At 64.2% G+C, this 22,938-nt stretch carries 24 protein-coding genes; 12 read left to right on the top strand and 12 right to left on the bottom strand.

Annotated elements, in window-relative coordinates; translation table 11 throughout:
* Positions 1 to 9 precede the first annotated feature (9 nt).
* From BPHY_RS25580 to BPHY_RS25570, 3 genes are all read right to left on the bottom strand, one after another.
* Positions 10 to 762, bottom strand: a complete 753-nt coding sequence (locus tag BPHY_RS25580; RefSeq protein ID WP_012404353.1) for an ABC transporter permease — start codon at positions 760 to 762, stop codon at positions 10 to 12.
* Positions 763 to 777: 15 nt separating this feature from the next.
* Positions 778 to 1,500, bottom strand: a complete 723-nt coding sequence (locus tag BPHY_RS25575) for an ABC transporter permease (RefSeq protein ID WP_012404352.1) — start codon at positions 1,498 to 1,500, stop codon at positions 778 to 780.
* A 107-nt stretch (positions 1,501 to 1,607) separates the two neighbouring features.
* Complete coding sequence (locus BPHY_RS25570) at positions 1,608 to 2,450, bottom strand: transporter substrate-binding domain-containing protein (protein ID WP_176061901.1); 843 nt, start codon at positions 2,448 to 2,450, stop codon at positions 1,608 to 1,610.
* 864 nt (positions 2,451 to 3,314) lie between these two features.
* Between BPHY_RS25570 and BPHY_RS25565 the strand changes: the two genes are divergently transcribed.
* Together BPHY_RS25565 and BPHY_RS25560 are read left to right on the top strand one after the other, a co-directional pair.
* Entirely contained in the window at positions 3,315 to 3,665 is a 351-nt protein-coding gene (locus BPHY_RS25565; protein ID WP_012404350.1) for a DUF4148 domain-containing protein, read from the top strand.
* Positions 3,666 to 3,756: 91 nt separating this feature from the next.
* A complete protein-coding gene (locus BPHY_RS25560; RefSeq protein ID WP_012404349.1) occupies positions 3,757 to 4,551 on the top strand; it encodes an alpha/beta hydrolase in 795 nt (264 codons plus the stop codon).
* Positions 4,552 to 4,629: 78 nt separating this feature from the next.
* Here BPHY_RS25560 and BPHY_RS25555 read toward each other — a convergent pair whose 3' ends face one another.
* The 6 genes from BPHY_RS25555 to BPHY_RS25530 form a co-directional block, all read right to left on the bottom strand.
* Positions 4,630 to 4,887, bottom strand: coding sequence for a hypothetical protein (locus BPHY_RS25555; protein WP_012404348.1), 258 nt, complete (start codon positions 4,885 to 4,887; stop codon positions 4,630 to 4,632).
* A gap of 363 nt (positions 4,888 to 5,250) precedes the next feature.
* On the bottom strand, positions 5,251 to 6,972 hold the full coding sequence (poxB, locus tag BPHY_RS25550) for a ubiquinone-dependent pyruvate dehydrogenase (RefSeq protein WP_012404346.1): 1,722 nt from the start codon (positions 6,970 to 6,972) through the stop codon (positions 5,251 to 5,253).
* A 118-nt stretch (positions 6,973 to 7,090) separates the two neighbouring features.
* On the bottom strand, positions 7,091 to 7,768 hold the full coding sequence (locus BPHY_RS25545) for a methyltransferase family protein (protein ID WP_012404345.1): 678 nt from the start codon (positions 7,766 to 7,768) through the stop codon (positions 7,091 to 7,093).
* Between the two features lie 10 nt (positions 7,769 to 7,778).
* Positions 7,779 to 8,609: an arylamine N-acetyltransferase family protein gene (locus BPHY_RS25540; protein WP_012404344.1), complete on the bottom strand. Its 831-nt coding sequence runs from the start codon at positions 8,607 to 8,609 to the stop codon at positions 7,779 to 7,781.
* A 238-nt stretch (positions 8,610 to 8,847) separates the two neighbouring features.
* Entirely contained in the window at positions 8,848 to 9,519 is a 672-nt protein-coding gene (locus BPHY_RS25535) for a hypothetical protein (protein ID WP_012404343.1), read from the bottom strand.
* A gap of 247 nt (positions 9,520 to 9,766) precedes the next feature.
* Entirely contained in the window at positions 9,767 to 10,654 is an 888-nt protein-coding gene (locus BPHY_RS25530) for a LysR family transcriptional regulator (RefSeq protein ID WP_012404342.1), read from the bottom strand.
* Positions 10,655 to 10,760: 106 nt separating this feature from the next.
* On the opposite strand from BPHY_RS25530, the gene BPHY_RS25525 reads away from it, so the two are divergent.
* Positions 10,761 to 11,684 carry a DMT family transporter gene (locus BPHY_RS25525; protein ID WP_012404341.1) on the top strand — a complete coding sequence of 308 codons (924 nt, stop codon included), beginning with the start codon at positions 10,761 to 10,763 and terminating at the stop codon, positions 11,682 to 11,684.
* Positions 11,685 to 11,720: 36 nt separating this feature from the next.
* On the opposite strand, the gene BPHY_RS25520 is transcribed toward BPHY_RS25525, so the two are convergent.
* Positions 11,721 to 13,028 carry an MFS transporter gene (locus BPHY_RS25520; RefSeq protein ID WP_012404340.1) on the bottom strand — a complete coding sequence of 436 codons (1,308 nt, stop codon included), beginning with the start codon at positions 13,026 to 13,028 and terminating at the stop codon, positions 11,721 to 11,723.
* Between the two features lie 172 nt (positions 13,029 to 13,200).
* Here BPHY_RS25520 and BPHY_RS25515 point away from each other — a divergent pair, with 172 nt between their 5' ends.
* Genes BPHY_RS25515 through mdcH form a run of 8 tightly spaced genes read left to right on the top strand, consistent with a single transcriptional unit; the run spans position 13,201 to position 20,295 of the window.
* On the top strand, positions 13,201 to 13,983 hold the full coding sequence (locus BPHY_RS25515; protein WP_012404339.1) for a GntR family transcriptional regulator: 783 nt from the start codon (positions 13,201 to 13,203) through the stop codon (positions 13,981 to 13,983).
* A 7-nt stretch (positions 13,984 to 13,990) separates the two neighbouring features.
* Positions 13,991 to 15,682: a malonate decarboxylase subunit alpha gene (gene mdcA / locus BPHY_RS25510; RefSeq protein ID WP_012404338.1), complete on the top strand. Its 1,692-nt coding sequence runs from the start codon at positions 13,991 to 13,993 to the stop codon at positions 15,680 to 15,682.
* A gap of 4 nt (positions 15,683 to 15,686) precedes the next feature.
* On the top strand, positions 15,687 to 16,637 hold the full coding sequence (locus BPHY_RS25505) for a triphosphoribosyl-dephospho-CoA synthase (protein ID WP_012404337.1): 951 nt from the start codon (positions 15,687 to 15,689) through the stop codon (positions 16,635 to 16,637).
* 5 nt (positions 16,638 to 16,642) lie between these two features.
* On the top strand, positions 16,643 to 16,948 hold the full coding sequence (locus BPHY_RS25500; protein ID WP_012404336.1) for a malonate decarboxylase subunit delta: 306 nt from the start codon (positions 16,643 to 16,645) through the stop codon (positions 16,946 to 16,948).
* Positions 16,945 to 17,835, top strand: a complete 891-nt coding sequence (locus BPHY_RS25495; protein WP_012404335.1) for a biotin-independent malonate decarboxylase subunit beta — start codon at positions 16,945 to 16,947, stop codon at positions 17,833 to 17,835. Before BPHY_RS25500 ends, BPHY_RS25495 begins: the two co-directional genes overlap by 4 nt.
* Entirely contained in the window at positions 17,832 to 18,650 is an 819-nt protein-coding gene (gene mdcE / locus BPHY_RS25490) for a biotin-independent malonate decarboxylase subunit gamma (protein ID WP_012404334.1), read from the top strand. The genes BPHY_RS25495 and mdcE overlap by 4 nt, the downstream gene beginning before the upstream one ends.
* The gene (locus tag BPHY_RS25485) at positions 18,650 to 19,360 is read left to right on the top strand and encodes a malonate decarboxylase holo-ACP synthase (RefSeq protein WP_041765393.1); all 711 of its coding nucleotides are present in this window, start codon (positions 18,650 to 18,652) and stop codon (positions 19,358 to 19,360) included. The genes mdcE and BPHY_RS25485 overlap by 1 nt, the downstream gene beginning before the upstream one ends.
* Positions 19,360 to 20,295, top strand: coding sequence for a malonate decarboxylase subunit epsilon (gene mdcH / locus BPHY_RS25480; protein ID WP_012404332.1), 936 nt, complete (start codon positions 19,360 to 19,362; stop codon positions 20,293 to 20,295). The genes BPHY_RS25485 and mdcH overlap by 1 nt, the downstream gene beginning before the upstream one ends.
* A 66-nt stretch (positions 20,296 to 20,361) precedes the next feature.
* Here the strand turns inward: mdcH and BPHY_RS25475 are convergent, their stop codons facing one another.
* Both BPHY_RS25475 and BPHY_RS25470 read right to left on the bottom strand, forming a co-directional pair.
* The gene (locus BPHY_RS25475) at positions 20,362 to 20,952 is read right to left on the bottom strand and encodes an alpha-ketoglutarate-dependent dioxygenase AlkB family protein (protein ID WP_012404331.1); all 591 of its coding nucleotides are present in this window, start codon (positions 20,950 to 20,952) and stop codon (positions 20,362 to 20,364) included.
* Between the two features lie 124 nt (positions 20,953 to 21,076).
* Positions 21,077 to 21,391, bottom strand: a complete 315-nt coding sequence (locus BPHY_RS25470; RefSeq protein ID WP_012404330.1) for a hypothetical protein — start codon at positions 21,389 to 21,391, stop codon at positions 21,077 to 21,079.
* A 386-nt stretch (positions 21,392 to 21,777) separates the two neighbouring features.
* On the opposite strand from BPHY_RS25470, the gene BPHY_RS25465 reads away from it, so the two are divergent.
* Complete coding sequence (locus BPHY_RS25465; RefSeq protein WP_012404329.1) at positions 21,778 to 22,938, top strand: metallophosphoesterase; 1,161 nt, start codon at positions 21,778 to 21,780, stop codon at positions 22,936 to 22,938.

The following is a 22,938-nucleotide window of genomic DNA, read 5'->3' as shown; positions in this document are numbered from 1 at the left end:
AATGGGCCGTCAGTGTGCGGCACGACGTGCTTCGGTGGCGGGTGCGATCGCGCGGGGCGCGGCGTTCACGGGCATCGCGCGCAGATGCCGCGACAGACGCCGTTCGAGCAGGCCGAGCAGGCGCACGACGACAAAGTTCAGGAACAGATAGATCAACGCGGCGCAGATGAACACTTCTGTCGTGCGGTACGTCTGCTGGATGATCTGCTGCGCGACGCCCGTCACTTCCCATACGGTGACGAGGCTCGCGAGCGCGGTCGACTTGACGAGCAGCACGGCCTCCGTCGAATACGCGGGCAGGCACTGGCGCAACGCAATCGGGCCGATGATGCGGCGCAGGAGCGAGAAGCCCGACAGGCCGATCGAGTAACCCGCTTCGATCTGTCCGACAGGCACGGCCATCAGACCGCCGCGAATGATTTCCGCCGTATAGCCTGCCGTGCACAATGCAAGCGAGAGCACCGCGCACACATAAGGCTCGCGCAGCACAGGCCATAAAAAGCTCTCGCGGATCACGCCGAACTGGCCAAGCCCGTAATAAACGAGAAACATCTGGATCAGCAGCGGTGAACCGCGAAACACGAGAATGTACGCACGTGCAAAGCGATTGGGCAGCCAGTGCGGCGACACGCGCATGGTGACGATCACGAGCGACAGCAGACCGCCCAGCACCAGCGATGAAAAAAACAGCCCCAGCGTGGTCGGCACGGCGCCGAGCAGCTGGCGCAACGTGTCGAACAGAAAGTCGAAATCAAAAGACATGGTGGCGCTCCGTCGTCAGTTGCGCGCGAAGTTGCGCCGGAAGGATCGGCCCACGCGTGCTTCTGCGTGGTTGAAGACGCGATTCGAAATGCCCGTCATCACCAGATACAGCGCACCGCCGACGACGAAGAACAGGAAGTACTGATGCGTCGAACCGGCTGCGATCTGGCTGGCGCGCAGCAATTCCGCGAGCCCCGTCACCGAGATCAGCGCGGAGTCTTTCAGGCTCAGTTGCCACACGTTGCCGATGCCGGGCAGCGCGAAACGCAGCACTTGCGGAATCAGAATGCGGCGGGCCATCGTCATGGTCGGCATGCCGATCGAACGCGCAGCCTCGAGCTCGCCTTTCGACACGGCCAGCACCGCTGACCGATAGACCTCGGCCTGATACGCGCCAGAGATCATGCCGACCGCGAGCGCGCCGATCACGAACGGCGGCACACCGACGAAACCTTCGGCGCCGAACCATTGGCCCACCGTCGTCACGAGCGTCGACCCGCCGAAATAGAACAGGTAGATGACGAGCAGTTCGGGCACGCCACGAAACACCGTCGTGTACAGATCGCCGAGCACGCGCGCCGTGCGATAGCGCGACAGCTTCGCCGCCGCGACGATCGCGCCGAACAGGGCGCCGACGGCGAGCGCCGCGAGCGTCAACGCCACGGTCATCAATGCCGCGAGCAGCAATACGCCGCCCCAGCCTTCTTGCCCGAAGCCGAGCGTCTCGATCAGAGCCATGATCTACTCCTCATCCCTGCTTTCGCTGATGACCTGTTCCGATGCAGCATCGCAACAGGTCGTTCGAACAGGCGCGCGCAATGGCAGCGCGCGCATATGGCAATCGATCAAGGCGTGACGTCGGTCTTGAACCACTTGTCGGAGAGCTTCTTCACGGTGCCGTCCTTGAGCGCGTCCGCGATGGCGGTGTCGAATTTCGCCTTCAGATCGGCGTCCTGCTTGCGGAACGCGAGACCTTCGCCCGGACCCCAGATCGGGCCGCCGATCTTCGGCCCCGCCATCGAGATCTGCGCCCCTTCCTTCTTGTCCGCGTTGGCGGCGTAGTACGTGACGTCGTCGAACGATGCATCGATGCGGCCGTTCGCCAGATCGAGGTCACGTTCCGGCGAAGTCTTGTACACGCGGATCGTGGAGATGTCCTTGAAGCCGTCGTTGATGAACTTCGTGTACACGGTGCCCGACTGGATGCCGATCGTCTTGCCCTTCAACTGCTTGCGCAATGCGTCGACAGTCGGTTGATCGGTCTTCATGTCGCCCGTCAGCTTGACGACGGGCGTGTTCGGCGTCGCCTTCGGCAGAATCTTCGTATCGGAGACCGCGAAGGTCGCGGGCGTCGCCGCGTAAGGCCGCGAGAACGCGATGATCTTTTCGCGCTCCGGCGTGATGGAGATCGCGTCCATCAGCACGTCAAATTTGCCTGCCTGCAGGCCGGGGATCATGCCGTCCCAGTCTTGCGCAACCAGGTTGCACTGCAGCTTGATGCGCTGGCACAGGTTCGCAACCAGCTCCGGCTCGAAGCCGCCCAGCTTGCCGCCCGGCAACGTGAGATTCCACGGCGCGTAGCCGCCTTCCAGCGCGATCGTCACGGACTTCCATTCCTTTGCCTGAGCAGGCGCGCCAGCGAATGCCGCGGCCGTCAGGACCACGCCCATCATTACCTTCGACAACATAGTGCGGTCTGCCTTCTTCACCTTCACGTCGAATCTCCTTTTCGTCTGAACGGGTCCCTTCGCTCTTCGCGCCGGACATGTATAGACAAGTCTGCATGAGGTCAAAAATGATCGCAACTGAATTTCCCGAAAATAATTGAATTGTTCGGGTATGCCCCTATGCCAAAGGCCTCGCGACGCCGCTGCGGGCGTCGTGGCACGGTATGCGAACTGCGCCAGGCTGGTGCAGCTGACTAGACATGTTCGGGATTTGCGTACCGGCTCGTGCACCGCGCTGGCGCCAATCCCTCCAGGAGGGGTCGCCTTGCAACGCTGAAAGCCATCCGTCGCCGGACCGTCGGGTCATACGTTGGTATGGCAGGCGAAAACCTTCTGCATGAGCGTCCCAACCGTGCGGCGGCGTGGCATCAGACGGCGGCATGACTCGGCCGCATCGGCGTCATCCGAAAGTTCAGGCGATGCAACGATAGTAGGTCATCGCTCGTGCGGACGTACGGCTGGAGCGCGGGCCGTCGCTGCACTACATTGCATGCACTGCTCGCCGATCTGGTGGCAGGCAAAAAGGGCCGGCCCCATGTGGGCTGATTCGACAGGCCCATCGACGCAGGAAGAAAAAAGTGCGGCTGGCCGGGAATGAAATTCGAAGTCGCCGTGTTTGCCTCACTGAAGCAGGCGAAAACGAAACAAGGTTCACAAGCAGTGCAAGGCCAGACAGCAGTACGACAGCAGTTGATGCAGCAGCTTTAACCACGTTTTTTAACCAGGCCGCCCGTTCGAATCGAACGCAGTTCAATAAGGATGCCGAATTTATCGACGCCTTTTCGAGCGGACCGGAAGTCTGAACACACTGATAGGAGTGACATCATGAAGAAGATCTTTGTTTGCCTCGCAGTCGCCGCCGGTGCACTTGTGGCTCCCGCTTTGAGCTTCGCGCAATCGAACGGCCCCGTCACGCGCGCCGAAGTTCGCGCCGATCTGATTCGCGTCGAGCAGGCCGGTTATCGGCCGGGCGTCGGCGAGGATCTCAACTACCCCGCCGACATCCAGGCAGCGGAAGCAAAGGTCGCCGCGCAAGACGGCCACACGCTGACGAACGACGCAGTCGGCGGCGTCGCGCAAACGGGTACGTCGTCGGGCAAGCCGGCCCGCACCTCGATGAATGGCAACGCGTGCGTCGGTCCCGTCAGCTATTGCAACATCTTCTTCGGCAGCTAAGTGGCGCGCGCCAGACCTTGCGCCGCCGCTGTCAGGCGCAAGGTTGCGCCCCCTTGCATCGTTTCCCTGTATCTGATTGACGGAGTTTCTTGTGAAGCGTTCGCTGTACATCACCGCAGCGCTTGCATTGTCGACCGGCCTTCTCGCCTCTTCGGGCGCAATGGCGCAGGGCACCGGGACCACGCAAGCGCCCGTCAGGAATATCGTTCTGGTTCATGGCGCATGGGTCGACGGTTCCGGCTGGAAGCCCGTCTATGACATCCTCGCCAAAGATGGTTATCACGTCAGCGTCGTGCAGGAACCGTTGACCTCGCTTGACGACGACGTCGCCGCGACCAAACGCGTGCTCGACGGGCAAGACGGCCCGGTCATTCTGGTGGGTCACAGCTATGGCGGCTCCGTGATCACGGAAGCAGGTGTCGATTCACATGTGATGGGACTTGTGTACGTCGCCGCGCATGCGCCGAACGTCGGCGAAGACGAAGCGACGCTCGGCAAGGGCAAACCCAGCAATACGTCGAAGCAGCCGGGCGCGATCGAAAAGACCAACGACGGCTACACGTATCTGAATCCATCTGCGTTCCCGAAAGACTTCGCCGCAGATTTACCGTTGAAACAGGCACAATTCGAAGCGCATTCGCAGATGCCGACAGCCGCGAAAGTGTTCTCGCAACCGCTGAAGGCCGCGGCATGGACGACCAAGCCGAGTTGGGGCATCGTCGCGGGTTCGGACGAGATCATCAATCCCGACCTGGAACGCTGGTATTACGAACGTGCCCATAGCCACACGACAGTGATTCCGGGCGCGAGCCATTCGGTCTACGAGTCGCGCCCGCAACAGGTGGCGGCCGTGATCGAGGATGCCGCAAAGCACGTACAGCAATAGCGGTCGAACACGTACAAGCACCAGATACGACACGGCGCGCCCAAAAGGCGCGCCGTGTGCTTGTGGCAGATAATCAGATCAGTTACCGAAGTAGATGTTGCACTCCGGCCCCGTCGCGCATTTGCGCGAGTGCTGCATCGGCAGGCCTGATGAGGTGCGCGTATCCATCGCGCCGCCGTACGACATATCCGTCGTCGCTTGCGCCGATGCATTTGCGTTGTTCTGCATCGTGGCCTTCGATGGTTCGCTGCTTTGCGCCACATCGTCCGCCCACGTCGCGGCAGGCATGGCCATCAGCAATGCACCCGCCACGGGTAACGCTGTCAGGATCTTCATGTCGAACTCCTTCCATGCAGACGAACCGCCACGCCTGGCATCGCGATTCGCCGGACGCCCATCAGCGCCTGCGTCATCTGCATCGTTTCGACCGATATCCGCAAGCGCGACATCGCGCGCTGCAGCCACCCACGCTGCAACGTGCCCTTATTTTGCATGCGATTGATTGGCTCAACGCGCCCGAGTCTGTCGGGCGGCGCAGCACGGCGCGAAAAACGCCGGCTTCTGATGGTTCGACTATCGGCTGCGCAAAGAAGGTCCGCACTGCTGCTTCTGTTATAGACCTTTGCGACCAGACTGCAATGCCCCATTGCCGCATTGCAATGCGGCGCGCCGCGTCGTCATTCCGCCCGTTTGCGGGGCTCAGCGCAAATTCGTTTTCACCAGTTCGACGATTTCGTCGCCGCGTCCGTTGAGAATCGCGCGCAGCATGTAGAGGCTGAAGCCCTTCGCCTGCGACATCTCGATAGTGGGCGGCATCGCGAGTTCGTGCTTCGCGGTGACGACGTCGACGAGCGCGGGCCCCTGGTGCGCGAACGCCTTTTTCAGCGCACCGCCCAGTTCTTCCGATTCCTCGACGCGAATCGAGAAAATGCCGGCACCTTTCGCGATCTGCGCAAAATCCGTCTTGCTCAGGTCCACGTTCGTGTCGAGATAGCCACCCGCTTTCAGCTCCATCGATACGAAACCGAGCAGACTGTTGTTGAACACGACGACCTTGATGGGCAGATTCAGCTGACGCGCGGTGAGCAGATCGCCGAGCAGCATTGACAGCCCGCCGTCGCCCGACAGCGACACGACCTGCCGGCCCGGATGCGCCGCTTGCGCGCCGAGCGCCTGCGGCATCGCATTCGCCATCGAACCGTGATTAAACGAGCCGTGCAGCTGCCGCTTGCCATTCATCGTCAAATAACGCGCGGCCCAGAGCGTCGGCGTGCCCACGTCGGCCGTGAAGATCGCATCGTCGGTGGCGGACTCGTCGATCATGCGCGTCAGATACTGCGGATGAATCGGCGCGCCGGGGTCCGATGGCGTCGCCAGTTCGTCGAGATCGCGGCGCGCTTCTTCGTAATGCGCCGTGGCCATGTCGACGAACGTACGATCATCCTTGCGTTTGAGCTTCGGCAACAATGCCGCGACGGTTTCCTTCACGGTGCCGACGAGGCCCAGCGCGAGCGGCGCACGGCGCCCGAGTTGCGAGCCCTTCCAGTCGATCTGCACGACCTTTGCTTCGGGCGGATAGAAAGGCCTATACGGAAAGTCGCAGCCGAGCAGCAGCAGCACGTCGCACGACATCATGGCGTGATAGCCGGAACTGAAGCCGATCAGCCCTGTCATGCCGACGTCGAACGGATTGTCGTACTCGATGAACTGCTTGCCGCGCAGCGCATGCACGACGGGCGCACCGAGCGTGTCGGCGAGCTTCACCACTTCGTCGTGCGCGCCCGCGACGCCGCTGCCGCACATGATCGTCACGGCTTCGCAGTCGTTGAGCATGGCCGCGAGTTTCGCGAGTTCGCTATCGGGTGGCAGGATCGCGGACGGCATCGTGGCATTCCATACAGGCGCGTGCGACGGCCCCTCGCCGAGCGCGATATCGCCGGGCAGCACGATCACGGCAACGCCGCGCTGCTCGATCGCGGTGCGCATCGCGCGTTCGAGCACGCGCGGAAACTGCGACGCGTTGACGACCAGTTCGGCGAAGTGGCTGCATTCCTTGAAGACTTCAGTGGGATGGGTTTCCTGGAAGTAGCCGAGACCGATTTCCGTCGACGGAATGTGGGCGGCGATGGCCAGCACGGGTTGCTGGTTGCGATGACAGTCGTAGAGACCGTTGATGAGGTGGAGGTTGCCTGGGCCGCAACTGCCTGCGCAAACGGCGAGCTGGCCGCTCGATGCGGCATCGGCGCCTGCCGCAAAGGCGGCCGCCTCTTCGTGGCGGGTATGCATCCAGCGAATCGAACCGACCTGATCGAGACTGAACGCCAGGCCGTTGAGGCTATCGCCCGTGACGCCCCAGATTCGTTTTACGCCTGCCGCGGCCAGGGTTTTTGCAAGGTAGTCTGCAATGGTGGGCTTTGCCATGAGGGTCCTTGAAATGAGGGGGTTTTTGGTCTGCGACGCTGGTCGGTCTGGTGTGGTTCGCGTTGGCAAAAAACAAAATCGGAACCCGGGGTGGCGACTGCGTCACAGACTAAACCGTTCACCACACATAAGGCACAAACCGATACCGGACACGCGCCGCGTACTCGGCGTAGCCCGGAAGCTGCTCGCGGAGCATCCTCTCCTCAAGCACAGCCCGCCAGGCGAGCCCGACAACCAGCAGCGGCACGCATAGCGCGCCCCACCATGAGCCCAACACCAGCGGCGTGCCCACGAGAAAAAGGATCGCCCAGGCATACATGGGATGCCTTACGTAAGCATACGGACCGCTGTCACTCACCTTATGACCGCGTTCGGATTGAATCTTCACAACAGGCGCCGCGTAGCTATTCGCGCGAAACACAGCGCGCATCGCGAGCATGCTGACCAGAATAGCAAGCACGCCGACACCTTGCAGCGATGGGTGCATCGATGACCAGTGAAACCGCCGCGCGTCAAGCCCCATTAGAATGAGCCACGCACACCACGCGACGGCGACGCACGCCATGAAGAACTTGTCCCACGTACTCTGCCCGCGCTGCACGAAAGAACCAAGCCGCTCTGCGAGCAACCCGGGGTCGTAGCCGGCGAGCCACACGCCCACCCACAGTCCTAACGCACCCATTTCGAACAGATAGCACCACGCGCCCGGCCACGCGAGCGTGCCCGCCGCGCCGAACAGCACGGCGCCCATACCCGCAAGCCACAGCACCGTTTGAACGATGAGCCGCGCGATCATGGCATCGAGACTAGGAGGGCACGCCTTCTGTCGACACGCGCCGGTAAATATCCGCGACGTCGATATCGCCCAGCTCGATCAGGAACGTGTCGCGCAAACAGATTTCGAGTTCGTGCGCACTCTCGATGCGCCGCTCGATCGCTTCGCCGTCTTTCGAGCGCGCAGTGAGCCTGTCGTTGAACATCGTGAGCCGCCCTTCCGGCGTCACGCGGCATGCGACGAGGCTCGTCGTGAAGAACGATGTCGGATGCATTGACGTGTACCAGTTCGACAATTCGTAATCGACCCATTCGGCACGCTGCAGATCGAAACGATAGGTCTTGAGCCACGTCTCGCCGGATTGCACTTCAAGATCGAACGCACCGTTCGATGCATCGATGAGACGGAACGGCTCGTGCGTGGTCGGTTGCGCGACGCCCGCCTGCAGACGCAGTGGCGACGTCAGCGTGACGGCGCCAAAGCCGACGTCGGCGATCCACGGCTGGTCGTCGACGGTCACGCGCAGCAGCATATGCGTGCGCGGCGTGATCGCGTCGGGCTCCCGGCCCCACAGCACGCGTGCGATCATCGGCGTCACATCGAAGCCGAGCTGCATCAGCACGTGCGCGAACAGGCCGTTGTGCTCGAAGCAATAGCCGCCGCGCCGCCGCTCGATCAGCTTGTCGACGATGGCGGGCAGTTCAAGATGAACGCGGCGACCCGTCAGCGGATCGAGGTTTTCGAACGGAATGGAAAGCGGATGCAGGCGTTGTAGCTCGCGCAGCACATCGAGCGTCGCGGTCTGCGGCCCCGTATAGCCGATACGCCTGAAATAGCGGTCGAGATCGAGAGTGCTGGACATCCGGTGCTCCTGTTATCGCGGGCCGTCTTGCCCGTCGGTCATGTGGTTGTGTGCGCAATACAGGCCTCGCAGCAAGAGCGTACCGTCATTGGCGGGCGGCGGGCGCGATGCCCTCGTGCGCGTAAGCCCATTCGCAGGTATCGACATGGGCGCGCGATCGTCGCAACGCGCGCTGCGCCGCAGATGGCTTGCAAGGCGCGGCAATCGAGCCGCCGCCTGGGCAGCATGAAGGTGTGCGTCAGAGACCCTTGAGCGCCGACGTCGCGATGGACGGCACGCTGATGCCGTGGCTCGTCGCGAACTGCACTGCCGCGCTCAACGTCGCTGCCAGCGACTGCAACTGGCCCGGCGCGGATTGCGCGATATACGATGCGGCCTGCGCCGACTGCGGATTCAAGCCTGATTGCAACAGCGACGACGGACTCATCTGCCCGATGCTGCCGAGGCTCGACTGCAGGCTCGCATATTGGCTCACGCCCTGGCCCAGCGACGTGAGGCCGCTGGTGAACGCCTGCTTGTCGACGGGCGTCGAAGAATCGGATGCGCGGCTCGTGAAAGCCTGTGTCAAGGTCTGCGACAACGACTGCTGCGTGCTGCCCGCTTGCGACAACTGGCTCACGGAAGGCGCGCCGCCGCCCAACAGTCCCGATGCCTGCTGCGCCTGACTCGCCGCACTGGCCAGCCCCATCGCCGATGCAAGGCTCGACTGGCCGCTCAACACTTGCTGGTTCGCGCCGACGTAGCTTTGCAGCAGCTGCCCGATCCCGCCCGAGGAAGCCGAGGCGCCTGCGTTGCCCGATGAATTGCCGCCGCCGATGCCGAACTGTTGCAGGTTCAGTTGCGCGAAGCTCGCGCTGCTCACGATGAGACCCGTGGCAAGTAGCGCGGTGGAAAGAATGCGTACCTTCATGGCTGGCCCTCCTGTCATGTGTATGGTGCGTGGCTTGGTGCCCCGACGCTCGTCTCGACGTGTTCCGGGTGCGCCCCGTGAGGCTGCGCACAGTCGTTGTCGGTTCGACATGGGCATGCGGATGGCGTTCGCGCTTTCGTCAGACGCGTTCTCGTTGGGCAAAACGCGGGCCTGCTCCTGGAAAGCGCACCCTTCGCGGACGTCGATAGACCTGGCGCCGGTATCGCGTAAGCACCGTATCAACCGCTCACGCCCTGACGCGCGGCTCGCGTGCCGTCGCGCGTACCGACAGATCCTGCACCATCTGCGCGGCGAGGTAATCACAGGTGGGACGGTTAGATTTCGCGCTTCGTGCGACGACGATATCGAGCGGCTCGATCGTGGGCAGTCCCTGTTCCGCGCCGAGAATCGCGAGACGCGAGGGCACGCTGCAGCGCGTCAGTGCGATCACGGAGAGCCCTGCATCGACGGTCGCGACGAGCCCGCTCAGACTCGCGCTGCTATACGCCGCGCGATAGCGAACGCGCGCGCGGTCGAGCGCGGCGAGCGTGTTGGTGCGCGCGACACAGCCCGGCTCGTACAGCCCGACGGGCAGCGGCGACACTTTGAGCACGGGCGTGTCCGACGATGCGCCCGCCCACACCATCGGCTCGCTGCGCACGAATTCGCCGCGCAGCTTGCGGTCGCGCGTGACGAACGCGAGGTCGATCTTGTTGTCGGCCAGCATCGGCGCGAGCGCAGTGCTCTGCGCGCACACGATCTCGATCTCCACATGCGGATACAGGTTCGAGAAGCGCCGCAACACGGGCGACAGCAACGACGACACGTAATCGTCCGGCGCGCCGAGCACCACACGCCCCGTCACCTCGGGCCGCACAATCGCGGACCACGCTTCCTCGTGAAGATCGATCACGCGCCGCGCGTATTCAAGCAGCGTGTTGCCCGGTCGCGTCAGCGACAGATTGCGCGTGTCGCGCGCAAAAAGCGTCGTGCCGAGCATCCGCTCGAGCCGCTTGATCTGCATGCTGACGGCTGCCTGCGAGCGATGCACGGTGACGGCCGCCTTCGTGAAGCTGCCCGCATCGACGACGGCGACGAAGGTGCGCAGCAGATCGACGTCGAACTCGGGGTGCATGATTCATCAATCTCGCTTATGGAATTTCTCAATTTTATTCGTTTGCGATGCAAAGGCAACGCATCGATACTCGGATGCAGGCAATGTCGTTCGAGGAAGTTCTGTGATGTTTTTGTCGCCAATATCGCTCAGCAGAAGCCGGCAAGGCGCGCTGACGCTCGCGAGCGGGGGCTTGCTGATGGGCACGATAGGCGTGTTCGTCGAAGAAGCGCGCCTGAGCGCGTTGACGCTGGTGTTTTTCCGTTGCCTGTTCGGCTTTCTTTCGCTGGCCGCGTATTGCGCGTGGAAGGGTTATTTCGCGCGCCGTCATTTCACGCGTCGCACGGTGCTGCTCGCCGCAGCTTCGGGCGTGCTGATGGTCACGCAGTGGGTCGGTTTCTTCGATGCGATTCATCGCACGAGCATTGCGGTGGCGACTGTGGTGTTTCATGTGCAGCCGTTCTGGGTCGTGCTGATGGGCGCGGCGCTGTTCAACGAGCGGCTCGGCGCCGACCGGCTCGGCTGGATCGCGACGGCGTTCGGGGGGCTCGTGCTCGCGTCGGGGGTCGCGGCGGCGGCTTCGCTGCAGGGTCATGCGAGCTATCTGATCGGGATCGGCGAAGCGCTCGCGGGATCCGTGCTGTATGCGAGCGTCACGCTGATCGCGAAGAGTCTCGTGGATCTGCGGCCACATCTGCTGACCCTTGCGCAGTGTGCTGTCGGGCTTGTGTGTTTGCCTTTTATTGCACCGCTTGGCGCGCAGCATATCGCGGCTGATCAGTGGTTCTGGCTGATCGGCATGGGCGTGTTGCATACCGGGCTTTCGTATGTGCTGATCTATGGCGCGCTGCCCAAGCTAACGACGCCTGTCATCGCCGTGCTGCTCTTTGTCTATCCGCTGACCGCAATTGCCGTCGATGCCATCGTGTACGGGCGTGCTCTTTCAGGCGCGCAAATGTTTGGAATGGTGCTTATCGTTGTTGCGAGTCTTGGGGTTAATTTGGGGTGGCCCCTGGTGTCGATGTTTCGATTTCGGCCTGCCAGGCGGTAAGGACGGAGCCAAACAGGCCCCGCCCGCACCCCAAAGTCATTGCGGCAAGACCTCTCCTTTGGTTTCCTTGGCAAACGGAATGACCAGCAACCCAAGAACAAAAGCAATCGCGGTCAGCGCAACGGGCACCCCAAGGGTATGCATACTCAACACAGCCGCGCCCAGCAGAAAATTAACCCCCGCCCCAACAAACCGTCCAAACGAGGTACAAAACGCAAAAGCAGTCGCCCGCACACGCGTCTCGAACAGCTCGGGCAACCACAGGCTAAAGAGCGCAAAGTTACCGCCGAAGAACCCAAGCACAAACAGCCACGCGATAAACGGTGCAAGCCCGTTCGGCAGATAGAACGCCCAGCCGAAGGCGCCCACAATCGCCACAGCCATCCCGCCGAAATAAATCGCAAGCGTCTTCTTGCGGCCAATCCGCTCAGCCAGCGGCGGCAGCGCGAGACAGCCAAGTATCGTGCCGATCGACAGCAACCCCGTCGCCATCGACGCCATCTTCGTCGCTTCCGGCTTCGCCATCCCCGCCCGCGTCGCCAGCTGGATCACCGCCGACGGCTCGTACACGGCGCCCGCCCACAAACCGATGATCGCAATCGTCAACAGTGCGCACATCACCCACGTGCGACGGCGATACGTCGGCGCGAAAATCGCCCGCATCGGCTTGACATGCACCACGTCGCGCGCTTCCGCCCGCTGCCATTTCTCCGATTCCTTCACGCGCGTCAGGATCATGATCGCGACGAACACAGGCACCGCGCCCGTCAGGAACATCGCGCGCCAGCCGAAGTGCACGCCCACCGTGTAGTTCAGCGCAGCCGCGAGGAAAAAGCCCGCGTAATAACCCGTTTGCAAATAGCCCGCGCCCATCTTGCGGCGATCCTCGGGCCACGCTTCCGCGACATACGTCCCCGCCAACGCCCATTCCCCGCCGATGCCGACGCCCGCAATGAAGCGATAGATGCCCAGCTCCCACACGTTATGCGCGGTCGCCGACAGGCCAGTGAAAATCGCGAACGTGAAGATCGTGCCCGCCAGCACGCGCGTGCGGCCGAATCGGTCCGCGAGCGGCCCCCAGATGAACGACAGCCCCCATCCCACAAGGAACAGCGCAAAGAGGATCGAGCCGGCCAGGCCGACGTTCGCAGGCGTCGCCGCGTAGCCCGAGCGCGGCAGTAACTCGGTGAGCGCCGGCGTCAGCACCAGCGCGTAAATGAACGAGTCCATGCCGTCCAGCGTCCAGCCCGCCCATGCGCCCCAGAAGCCGGCGATCTGCGACCGGTTCAACGGTGTCTTCCGCCGCGCGATGCCCGCACTGTCCGATATCGATGAATTCAACATTCCTCTACTCCTCCAGGTGCTACGGTTGTATGGGTGAACGTCAGGCACGGCCACGCCCTTGCCATGCGGCCAGCCGCATGGCGAGAGAAAGCCCGTCGGCGCCGTGCCTTTACGAAATCCCCGGGTTTGCCCCGCTAGAAATTGTTCGTTTTCATATATAATATTTGATCTTATGGACAACGCAACCGATGGTTTTCCCCTGGCCGGCGCCCCCGGCGCGCCCCTGCTGCCGACGGTGCATGAGCCGCGGTCAAGCACTTCGCGTGTGATCGCGGAAGCGCTGCGCTCGGCGATCGTCGAAGGCACGCTCGCGCCCGGTGCGCCGCTGCGCCAGGACGCGATTGCGCGCCACTTCTCGGTTAGCGCGATTCCCGTGCGGGAAGCGTTGCGGCAGCTGGAAAGCGAAGGCTGGGTGAAGGTCGAGTTGAACAAGGGCGCGAGCGTCGCCCGGCTCACGCCGGCCGAAGCGCGCGAGATCTACGAGATCCGCTCCGCGCTCGAGAGCCTCGCGATTTCGCTGGCGATTCCGAATCACACGCCCGACTCGCTGCGCGAGGCGGCCGCACTGTGCAAAGCCGCCGAAAGCGAGCCGGACCCGGCGCTGTACGTCGCCCGCAACGAGGCGTTCCACACCTGCCTGTATGCGCCCGCCAATCGACCGCAACTCGCCGAGATGATCGCGGCGCTGCACCGGCGCGGCGAGCGCTATCTGAGGCTGAAATTCGGCTTGCCCGCCTACAAGGGCGAGTCCGACGCCGAACACCTGGCGATCCTTGCCGCCGTCGAGCGCAAGGACGTCGCCGTCGCCCAGTCGCTCATCTCGGCTCACCTGCTGGGCACGGGCGAACTGGTCTACCGTTTCTTGACGGAACGCGCGCAAGCAGAAGCCGCCGCGGCCGCGCCGCGCAGAAAGCGCGGGCGGCCGGCGCGCACTCCAACCACTATCGGGAGTTGAAGCACCGATGAATCAGCGACTCGAGTCAGCCAAGTTCGAACTGGCGCAATCAGCAAGTACGCCCGCGATGCGCTCCTGGACCACCAAACGCGATGAGAAGCGGCGCAGGCTAGCCGCGATCGAACCTTGGCTCGAAGACGGCATCCTGCCTGCGAACCGGATCGTCGACGCCCTCGAAACGCTGATTTGCCCCGGCGATCGTGTCGCGTTGGAAGGCGACAACCAGAAGCAGGCGGACTTTCTGTCGCGCTCGTTGGCGAAGGTAAATCCGCAGAAGGTGCACGACGTGCATCTGCTGATTTCGAGCATCAGCCGCCCCGAACATCTGACACTGTTCGAAAAGAACATCGCGCACAAGGTCGATTTTTCGTTCGCCGGCCCGCAGAGCCTGCGCGTTGCGCAACTGCTCGAAGATGGCCAGCTCGAAATCGGCGCAATCTATACGTACGTCGAACTCTATGCGCGCATGTTCGTCGACCTGACGCCGAACGTCGCGCTGCTGTGCGCGGAAAAGGCCGACCGGCGCGGCAATCTCTACACGGGCGCGAATACGGAAGACACGCCGACCATCGCCGAAGCCGCCGCGTTCCGGCATGGCATCGTTATCGTGCAGGTCAACGAGATCGTCGATGAGTTGCCCCGCGTCGATATTCCCGCGTCGTGGGTCGACGTCGTGGTGCAGGCCGACCGTCCGTTCGCCGTCGAACCGCTGTTCACGCGCGATCCGCGTCATATCGGCGACCTGCAGGTGCTCACCGCGATGATGGTCATCAAGGGCATCTACGAGCCGTATGGCGTGAGCTCGCTGAATCACGGCATCGGGTTCGACACGGCCGCGATCGAGTTGCTGCTGCCCACATACGGCGAATCGCTCGGACTCAAGGGCAAGATCTGCCGCAACTGGACGCTCAATCCGCACCCCACCCTGATTCCCGCGATCGAATCCGGCTGGGTCGACAGCGTGCATTGCTTCGGCAGCGAGGTCGGCATGGAGGCGTATATCGAGGCGCGCCCGGACGTGTTCTTCACAGGCAACGACGGCACGCTGCGCTCAAACCGCGTGCTATGCCAGCTCGCAGGGCAGTACGGCGTCGATCTGTTCATCGGCTCGACGCTGCAGATCGACGGCGACGCCAATTCGTCGACGGTGACGCGCGGGCGGCTCGCGGGCTTCGGCGGTGCGCCGAACATGGGTCACGATCCGCGCGGCCGCCGCCATTCGAGCGAAGCGTGGCTCAAGCTGCTGAAAGATCAGGGGCCTGTGTCGCGCGGCAAGAAGCTCGTCGTGCAGATGGCCGAAACGTACAAGAAAGGCGGCGAGCCGACTTTCGTCGATGAACTCGACGCCGTCGCCGTCGGCGCGAAGAGCGGCATGCCCATTGCGCCCGTGATGATCTACGGCGACGACGTCAGCCATGTCGTGACGGAAGAGGGCATCGCGCATCTGCACAAGGCGGAAGGCATCGACGAACGGCGCGCAGCGATTGCGGCCGTCGCGGGCGTGACGCCGATCGGCCTGCGCGCGAAGCCGGAGAAGACGGCGGAATTGCGCCGGCGCGGCATCGTCGCCTATCCGGAAGACCTCGGCATCCGGCGCGGCGAAGCGAAGCGCTCGCTGCTCGCGGCGCGCAGCATCGACGATCTCGTCACGTGGTCGGGGGGGCTCTATGCGCCGCCCGCGCGTTTCCGCAGCTGGTGACGCGATGGCCTTGCACCTCGCCACCCCGCTCGAAGCGGGCAGGTTCACGCGTGCCCAGGGTCGCGGCTCATATCGCGCGAACGACCCGCGCCTGTCCCATGCAACGCTCGCCCACTTCGCCGTCGAATCGCTGATCGAAGAAGCGCAGCTCACGCCGAAGCCCGCACTCGTCGATGCGCGCGGCAGCGGCGCGCATCACGATCTGAACCTGCCGCTGATGCTGCGTTCGGCGCGCGCACTCGAACCGACGTTTGCGGCACTGGCGCGTGCAGCACGCGGCCGCCTGCCGTCGGCGACGCTGCGCGCGGAACTTGCGCAAATCGGCCGCACCGGCGAACAGGACATGATGTGCGCGACGGACGGCAGCAATGCGCATCGCGGCGCAATCTGGATCGTCGGTCTGCTGGTCGCGGGAGCGTCGATCGTGTTCGATGGCGGTATGGCGTCCGTGCTGACTTCGCATCCGCAATCGAACGTCGCGCGCGTCTGCGAACTCGGCGCGCAGATCGCCTGCTTTCCCGATCGCTTCGCCGCACCCGCCGACAGCCACGGCGAGCGCGTGCGCCAACGCTTCAACGTCGGCGGCGCGCGGCAGGAAGCGCAGGACGGTTTTCCGCACGTAATCGACGTCGGCCTGCCCGCGCTGCGCGCGGCGCGCGCGCAGGGCACCGGCGAGAACACGGCGCGTGTCGACACGCTGCTCTCGATCATGGCTTCGCTCGACGACACGTGTCTCTTGTATCGCGCAGGACTCGACGGTCTGCGCGCGGGCCAAAGCGGCGCGCGCGCCGTGCTCGCGGCGGGCGGCGCATCGACGGCGGCGGGACGCGCCGCGCTCGATGCACTCGAAACCGCCCTGCTTTCGCTCAACGCGTCTCCCGGCGGCGCAGCCGATCTGCTCGCCGCCACCCTCTTCCTCGACAAGCTGACGCATCACGCGGCCAGCGGGAGCTGAAACTGATGGAACAGATGACATTCGACTATCCGGCGCAACGCGCGATCACGGCGCGCGCGCATGTAGGCGTCGTCGGATCCGGCGACCTTGAGGTGCTGCTGGCGCCCGCCGGCGCGATGAAGGCGACCGTGACCGTGCGCACCAGCGTCGATGGCTACGGGCACATCTGGAAGAGCGTGCTGGACCGCTTTTTCACGCGCTACGACGGCGCGGCGCAGATCGAGATCAACGACTTCGGCGCGACGCCCGGCGTCGTGGCACTGCGGCTCGCAGAGGCCGTCGAAGCGGCAGACCAGGGAGCAGGCGCATGAGCACGGCAACGACTTTCAACGCGCCATTGAAGCCTGCGCTGCGCGACAGCTTCATCGAACTGACTGCGCGCGAGCGCGCCCGCGCGCTCCTCGACGAAGGCTCGTTCCGCGAACTGCTGGGCCCGTTCGATCGCATCGAATCGCCGTGGCTGCCATTGCAGGGCATCGTCTGCCAGGCCGACGATGGCGCGGTGATCGCGCGCGGGACGATCGACGGGCAGCCGGCCGTGATCGCCGCGATCGAATCGGCGTTCCAGGGCGGCAGCATCGGCGAGGTGTCGGGCAGCAAAATCGCGGCGGCGCTCGAACTCGCGCTGCGTGACTGCGAGCGCGGCAAGATCGTGAGGCCCGTCGTGCTGTTCGAAACGGGCGGCGTGCGTCTGCAGGAAGCGAATCTCGGGCTGGCCGTGATCGCCGAAATGCAGGCAGCCATCGTCGCGTTGCGGCGTCATGTGCCCGTGGTCGGCGTGATCGCGGGGATGGTCGGATGCTTCGGCGGGATGTCGCTTGCGGCCGGGCTGTGCTCGTATCTGATCGCGACGAAACAGGGACGGCTCGGCATGAACGGCCCCGAAGTGATCGAGCAGGAAGCGGGCATCGACGAACTCGATGCGAGCGACCGGCGCCGTGTGTGGCAGATGATCGGCGGCGAACAGCGCGTGGCGACGGGACTCGCCGATGCGCTCGTCGCCGACGACGCGCACGCCGTGCGCGATGCGCTGCGCGACGCGTTCGCGCGCGGCGTGCCGGCCGCGCACCGCACGCAACAGGTGGCCACGTATCTGGAGCGGCTTCAGCGTATCGATCCCGCCAACCTCACGCCGGAAACGATGCGCGCCGTGTTCAACGCAAACGCAGCGGCTGCGCCGCGCAAGGAGCAATCATGAGCGGCACGGCAGACACGCGCGGCATGCGCTGGTTCAGAGCGCTCGCAGGTACGGCGTCGAGCGACGCGCCCGTCTGGTCGGGCGAGGCATCGCTCGGTGGCGAGACGGCGAGCTTTATCGCCGTCGTTCCGGACCCGGACAACCGCTTTCCGCGCGCACGCGACAATGTCGTCGGACTCGAACAGGGCTGGAAGCTCGCGCAAGCCGTTCGCGACGCGGTGGCGCGCGATGCGTCGTCGGAGCGCAAGCGCCCCATCGTCGCGATCGTCGACGTGAAAAGCCAGGCGTATGGCTATCGCGAAGAGACGCTCGGCATTCATCTGGCCTGCGCCGCCGCCGTCGATGCCTACGCGAGCGCACGCGATGCCCGTCATCCCGTGATCGCGCTGATCGTCGGCCCGGCGATGTCAGGCGCGTTTCTCGCGCACGGCTATCAGGCGAACCGGATCGTCGCGCTCGACGCACCCGGCACGATGGTGCACGCAATGGGCAAAGAAGCCGCCGCGCGCGTCACGCGCCGTACGGTCGACGAACTCGACAAGCTTGGCGAAACAATCACGCCGATGTCGTACACGCTGGCGTCGTTCGCGAAGCTCGGCTTGCTTGACGCGTTGATCGAAGGCATCGACGCGGACGCGCCGACGGACGCGCAGCTCGATCAGGTGCGCGGCGTGCTCGCCGAAGCCGTGCGCGGCGCGCGCTCGGATACGACGCGCGGACTGTCACGGCGGCTCGAATCGGAGTGGGCGAAAACGACGCGCGCCGCGTCGATCGAAGTGCGGCGGCGGCTCGCCGAACAGTGGGACGCCGCATGATGCGGGTTTGCGCCGCTGCGCCGTTCCCGGCCGCCGATGCGCTCGCCGTCAGCGATCCGCGCTGGCGGGCGCACGACATTTTGCGAGTCCGCAAGCTCGAACCGTTCGACGCCGAACCGGCGTGGGTCCGAGACGCGTTCGCGCGCGCGCCGTTCGTCGTCGTGCGACGGGCGCAGGCTGCCGCCGGCTTCGTCGCAGTCGGCGTGCGCGGTGCGGCGCGCAACGAGCGGTACGGGACGTGGACGCGAAGCGACGATATCGAGGCCGCTTTCACGCCCGAAGCGTTGTCGTCTGCTTCTGCGCTGGCGGCCGATCGTGCCGCCTTACCTGCCTTACCCGCCTTCGTCGCGCTGGACGCGCTGCGTCGCGATACTTCATGCTTCGCTTCATTCGCCTGGGGCCCGTCTGGAAGCGTCGGCTTCGAACTCGCAACAGGTGTGCCGACCGTGACGTCAACCAGCGATCTCGATCTGTTGATACGGATGCCCAATCATCTGACTCACGATGAAGCCGCTCGGATCCAGGCTGCACTGGACGGGCACGCTGCGCAAGCAGGCGTGCGCATCGACGCGCAACTCGAAACGCCGGCGGGCGGTGTGGCGCTCTCCGAATACGCATCCCGCAAGGCAGCCGTGATGGCGCGGCATGCGAGCGGCCCGCAGTTCGTCGCCGATCCCTGGGCGCGCGCTCCTGTGCAACCGGGTCCGTGATGCTGGCCTATCTCTTTCCCGGCCAGGGCGCGCAATCCGAAGGCTTTTTGCGGCACCTCGGCGCGCATCCCGCCATTCGGGCCACGCTCGCCGAAGCATCCGACGTGCTCGGCGTCGACGTGCTCACGCTCGACACGCGCGCCGCGCTCGAATCGACCGTCGCTGTGCAGACGGGGCTGCTGATCGCAGGCGTGGCGACGCAGCGCGCGCTCGCCGAGGAAGGCCTGTTTCCCGAACTCAGCGCGGGCCTGTCGGTCGGCGCGTACGCGGCCGCTGTGAGCTGTTGCGCGATCGAGTTCGCCGACGCGCTGCGCATGGTGCGCAAGCGCGCTGAACTGATGGAGAGCGCGTATCCGCAAGGGTACGGCCTCGCGGCGATTGCCGGGCTGACGGAACACGAGGTCGAAATGCTCGCCGATGCACAGGCGCAGGCGTCACACGACCGCGTGTACGTCGGCAATGTGAATGCGCCACGCCAGATCGTCGTCGCAGGCTCGGATGCCGCGCTCGATAGCTTTAACGAACGCGCACTCGCAGCCGGCGCGCGCAAGGCGATGCGGCTCGCCGTGAGCGTGCCGTCGCATTGCGAACTGCTCGCCGCAGCCGCCGACGCGTTGATCGACTACGCGCGCAGCGTGCCGTTTCGCGCGCCGTCGAGCGGCTACATCGGCAATCGCGGGGGCCGCGCGCTTCATACGGCCGACGCCGTCCGCGACGATCTCGCCACCAACATGCGCTACACGGTCCGCTGGTTCGACGCGCTGACCGTAATGGTCGAAATGGGCGCAACCGTGTTCGTGGAAGCGCCACCCGGCCAGGTGCTGACGGACATCGTTCGCGAGCAGTATCCCGACACGGCCGCGATCGCAGCGAATACGCTGCCGTTCGAGCGGCTCCCGCCGACCATTCAGCGACGCATGGAATCGACTGACTGAAACCGATTCCTTATGCGCATAAATTTTTTAAACTGTGAATGCGCATGGTGCAAATGAACCCGTCGATCAGCGCGGCATCACGAAACGGAACGTGAGGTTCACGCGTTCGCTCTGCACGTCGGGCTCTTTCGGCACGCGATGCCGCCATTCGGCCTGCGTACGTCCGCGCATCACTAGCAGGCTGCCGCCCTTCAGCCGGTACGACTGCACGACGCGCGTCTTGTTGTGCTGCAAATCGAAGCGGCGCGTCGAACCGAGGCTGACTGACGCGATCACGGGTTCCCTGCCCAGTTCGGGCTCGCGGTCTGCGTGCCAGCCCATGCTGTCTGCGCCGCTTCGATAGCGGTTAAGCAGTACGCTGTTGAATGGCGCGTGACTGGCCGCCTGGACAGCAGCCCTCAGTTCCGCGACAGCGGGCGTCCACGCCGAAGGCACATTGCGGATGCCTGAGTACACATAGACGGCATCGGGTTCGCCTTGCCAGGCAGTGAGCCGCGGCAGCGGCACCTTGCCCGCCGGCGTGAACATCGAATCCTGCTGCCAGGACACTTCCGCGATGATCCGCGCGAGCAGTTGCGCGGCAGCATCGGCTGAGAGCCAGTCGGGGAACCACGCAACGTCGGGCGTGGGCACATCGTCGAACAGATCTGTGGACATCGGCTTACGGTCGCGAGCGGAGAGTGCTCGCGACACTCTTTTCCAGGGAAGCAGCGGATATTATCGAACGCCCCGTGGATGCGCGTCGCCGCGCAGCTTGCGCTTTCATTCGCCGCGGGCGAGCTCAGCTCGTCAGCATCGCGATGTAAAAGACGATCGCACCGATCAGCGCCCCGACGAAGCAAAATCCCTCTTCCGCTTCGTCGCCGCGAGAGCGCAGCCAGGCGGCGACTACGCCGAACAGCCCCGCCACGCCCAGCGCGACGAACACCATCACTACATAGAACAACGCCGTGCGGCCAAGCTCGGAAAAGTCGATGGTGCGCACGCCGTAGTAGACGCCGAGCGCCATCAGCGACAGCACGACCATAGGCAACATCACATGGCTGCCTTCATAGCCGATGTGATGCTCGCGATGCGCGGATTTTGTCGTTTTCATGGTTCGTCCCCCCCAGACCGCAGGCCGGTATGGCGATCAAGTGCGTGCTTGCCGTCCGCAGGGAGGGTCTCGCGCCCGGTATACCGGAACGGGACGTGAGGCCCGCCGTCGGCAGTCTCGCTCAATTCAGAATAGTCTGTTCGGGCGCTCAATTCAATAGCCATTTAATAGCCAATTAATAGACATTTGATCGGCAGGACGAACAACTTCAGATGCGCCGCCTGCTGCATTGCAACTTGACGGACAGGACCGCGCCTCGTCCACTGCACCGCATTCGGCAAGCGCGCGGAACTGCTTGTAGAATGACTGGCCGCCGCTCTTCTTCTGCAGGTGTGCTTTCCGCGACTACCTTTCGCGCGCGATCCGCGCCACGCCCGCTCCCATCTATGCGCCGCCTATCGTTCTTCATCCGGATCATTGTCATCGGCATTCTGCTGCATGTGTATGTCGGCATACGGATCATTCCAGAGCTGCCCGTCGAGACCGCCGTGAAAGCGTTGTGCGCTGTGTGGCTCGCGCTGTCGGTGCTGTTGATTCCCGTCGGCATGATCGCGCGCTCCGTCCAGCGGCAACCGCTCGGCGACCGGCTCGCGTGGGCGGGACTGATCGCGCTGGGACTCTTTTCGTCGTTGCTCGTGCTGACTTTCGCGCGCGAACTCTTCCTGCTCGTGGTGTTAATCGTTCATGCGCTGTCGCCGCACACGCTGGATCCCGCGCGCTGGCAAACCGACAGCGCAAGCGCCGTGCCGCTGCTCGCGCTGCTGTCGACGGCCATCGGTTTTTTCAATGCACGGCGCCGCGCGCGCGTCGTGTCGATCGATGTGCCGATCGACGATCTGCCGCATGAACTGGATGGCTTCACGATCGTGCAGATCAGCGATATCCACGTCGGGCCGACTATCAAGCGCGGTTACGTCGATGCGATCGTCGATGCCGTCAATCGTCTCGAACCGGATCTGATCGCGGTGACGGGCGATATCGTCGACGGCAGCGTCGAGCATCTCGCCGATCACACGCGTCCGCTGTCGCGCCTGAGCGCGCGGCATGGCGCGTATCTGGTGACAGGGAACCACGAATACTATTCGGGCGCCGATGCGTGGATTGCCGAGTTTCAGCGGCTCGGCCTGCATGTACTGCTCAACGAGCATGTCGTCGTCGAGCACGATGGCGCGCAGGCGGTGATCGCGGGCGTCACCGATTATTCTGCCGGCCACTTCGATCCCGCGCACGAGAGCGATCCCGCTGCCGCCCTCGAAGGTGCGCCCGGTGACGTGCTGATCCGGGTGCTCCTCGCGCATCAGCCGCGTTCGGCGGAAGCCGCCGCCGATGCGGGCTTCACGCTGCAACTGTCCGGCCACACGCATGGTGGCCAGTTCTTTCCGTGGAATTTTGCCGTGCGTCTGCAACAGCCTTTCGTGGCCGGGCTCGCGCGGCTCGATAACCTTTGGGTCTATACGAGCCGCGGAACCGGATATTGGGGACCGCCCAAGCGTCTGGGCGCGCCGTCGGAAATCACGCGTTTGCGTCTGGTCGGCAGCGGAGCCTGA

The organism is Paraburkholderia phymatum STM815, from assembly GCF_000020045.1.
GTDB lineage: Bacteria > Pseudomonadota > Gammaproteobacteria > Burkholderiales > Burkholderiaceae > Paraburkholderia > Paraburkholderia phymatum.
Note: the sequence above shows the minus strand (reverse complement) of the source record. Positions and strands in the feature narration are given on the sequence as shown.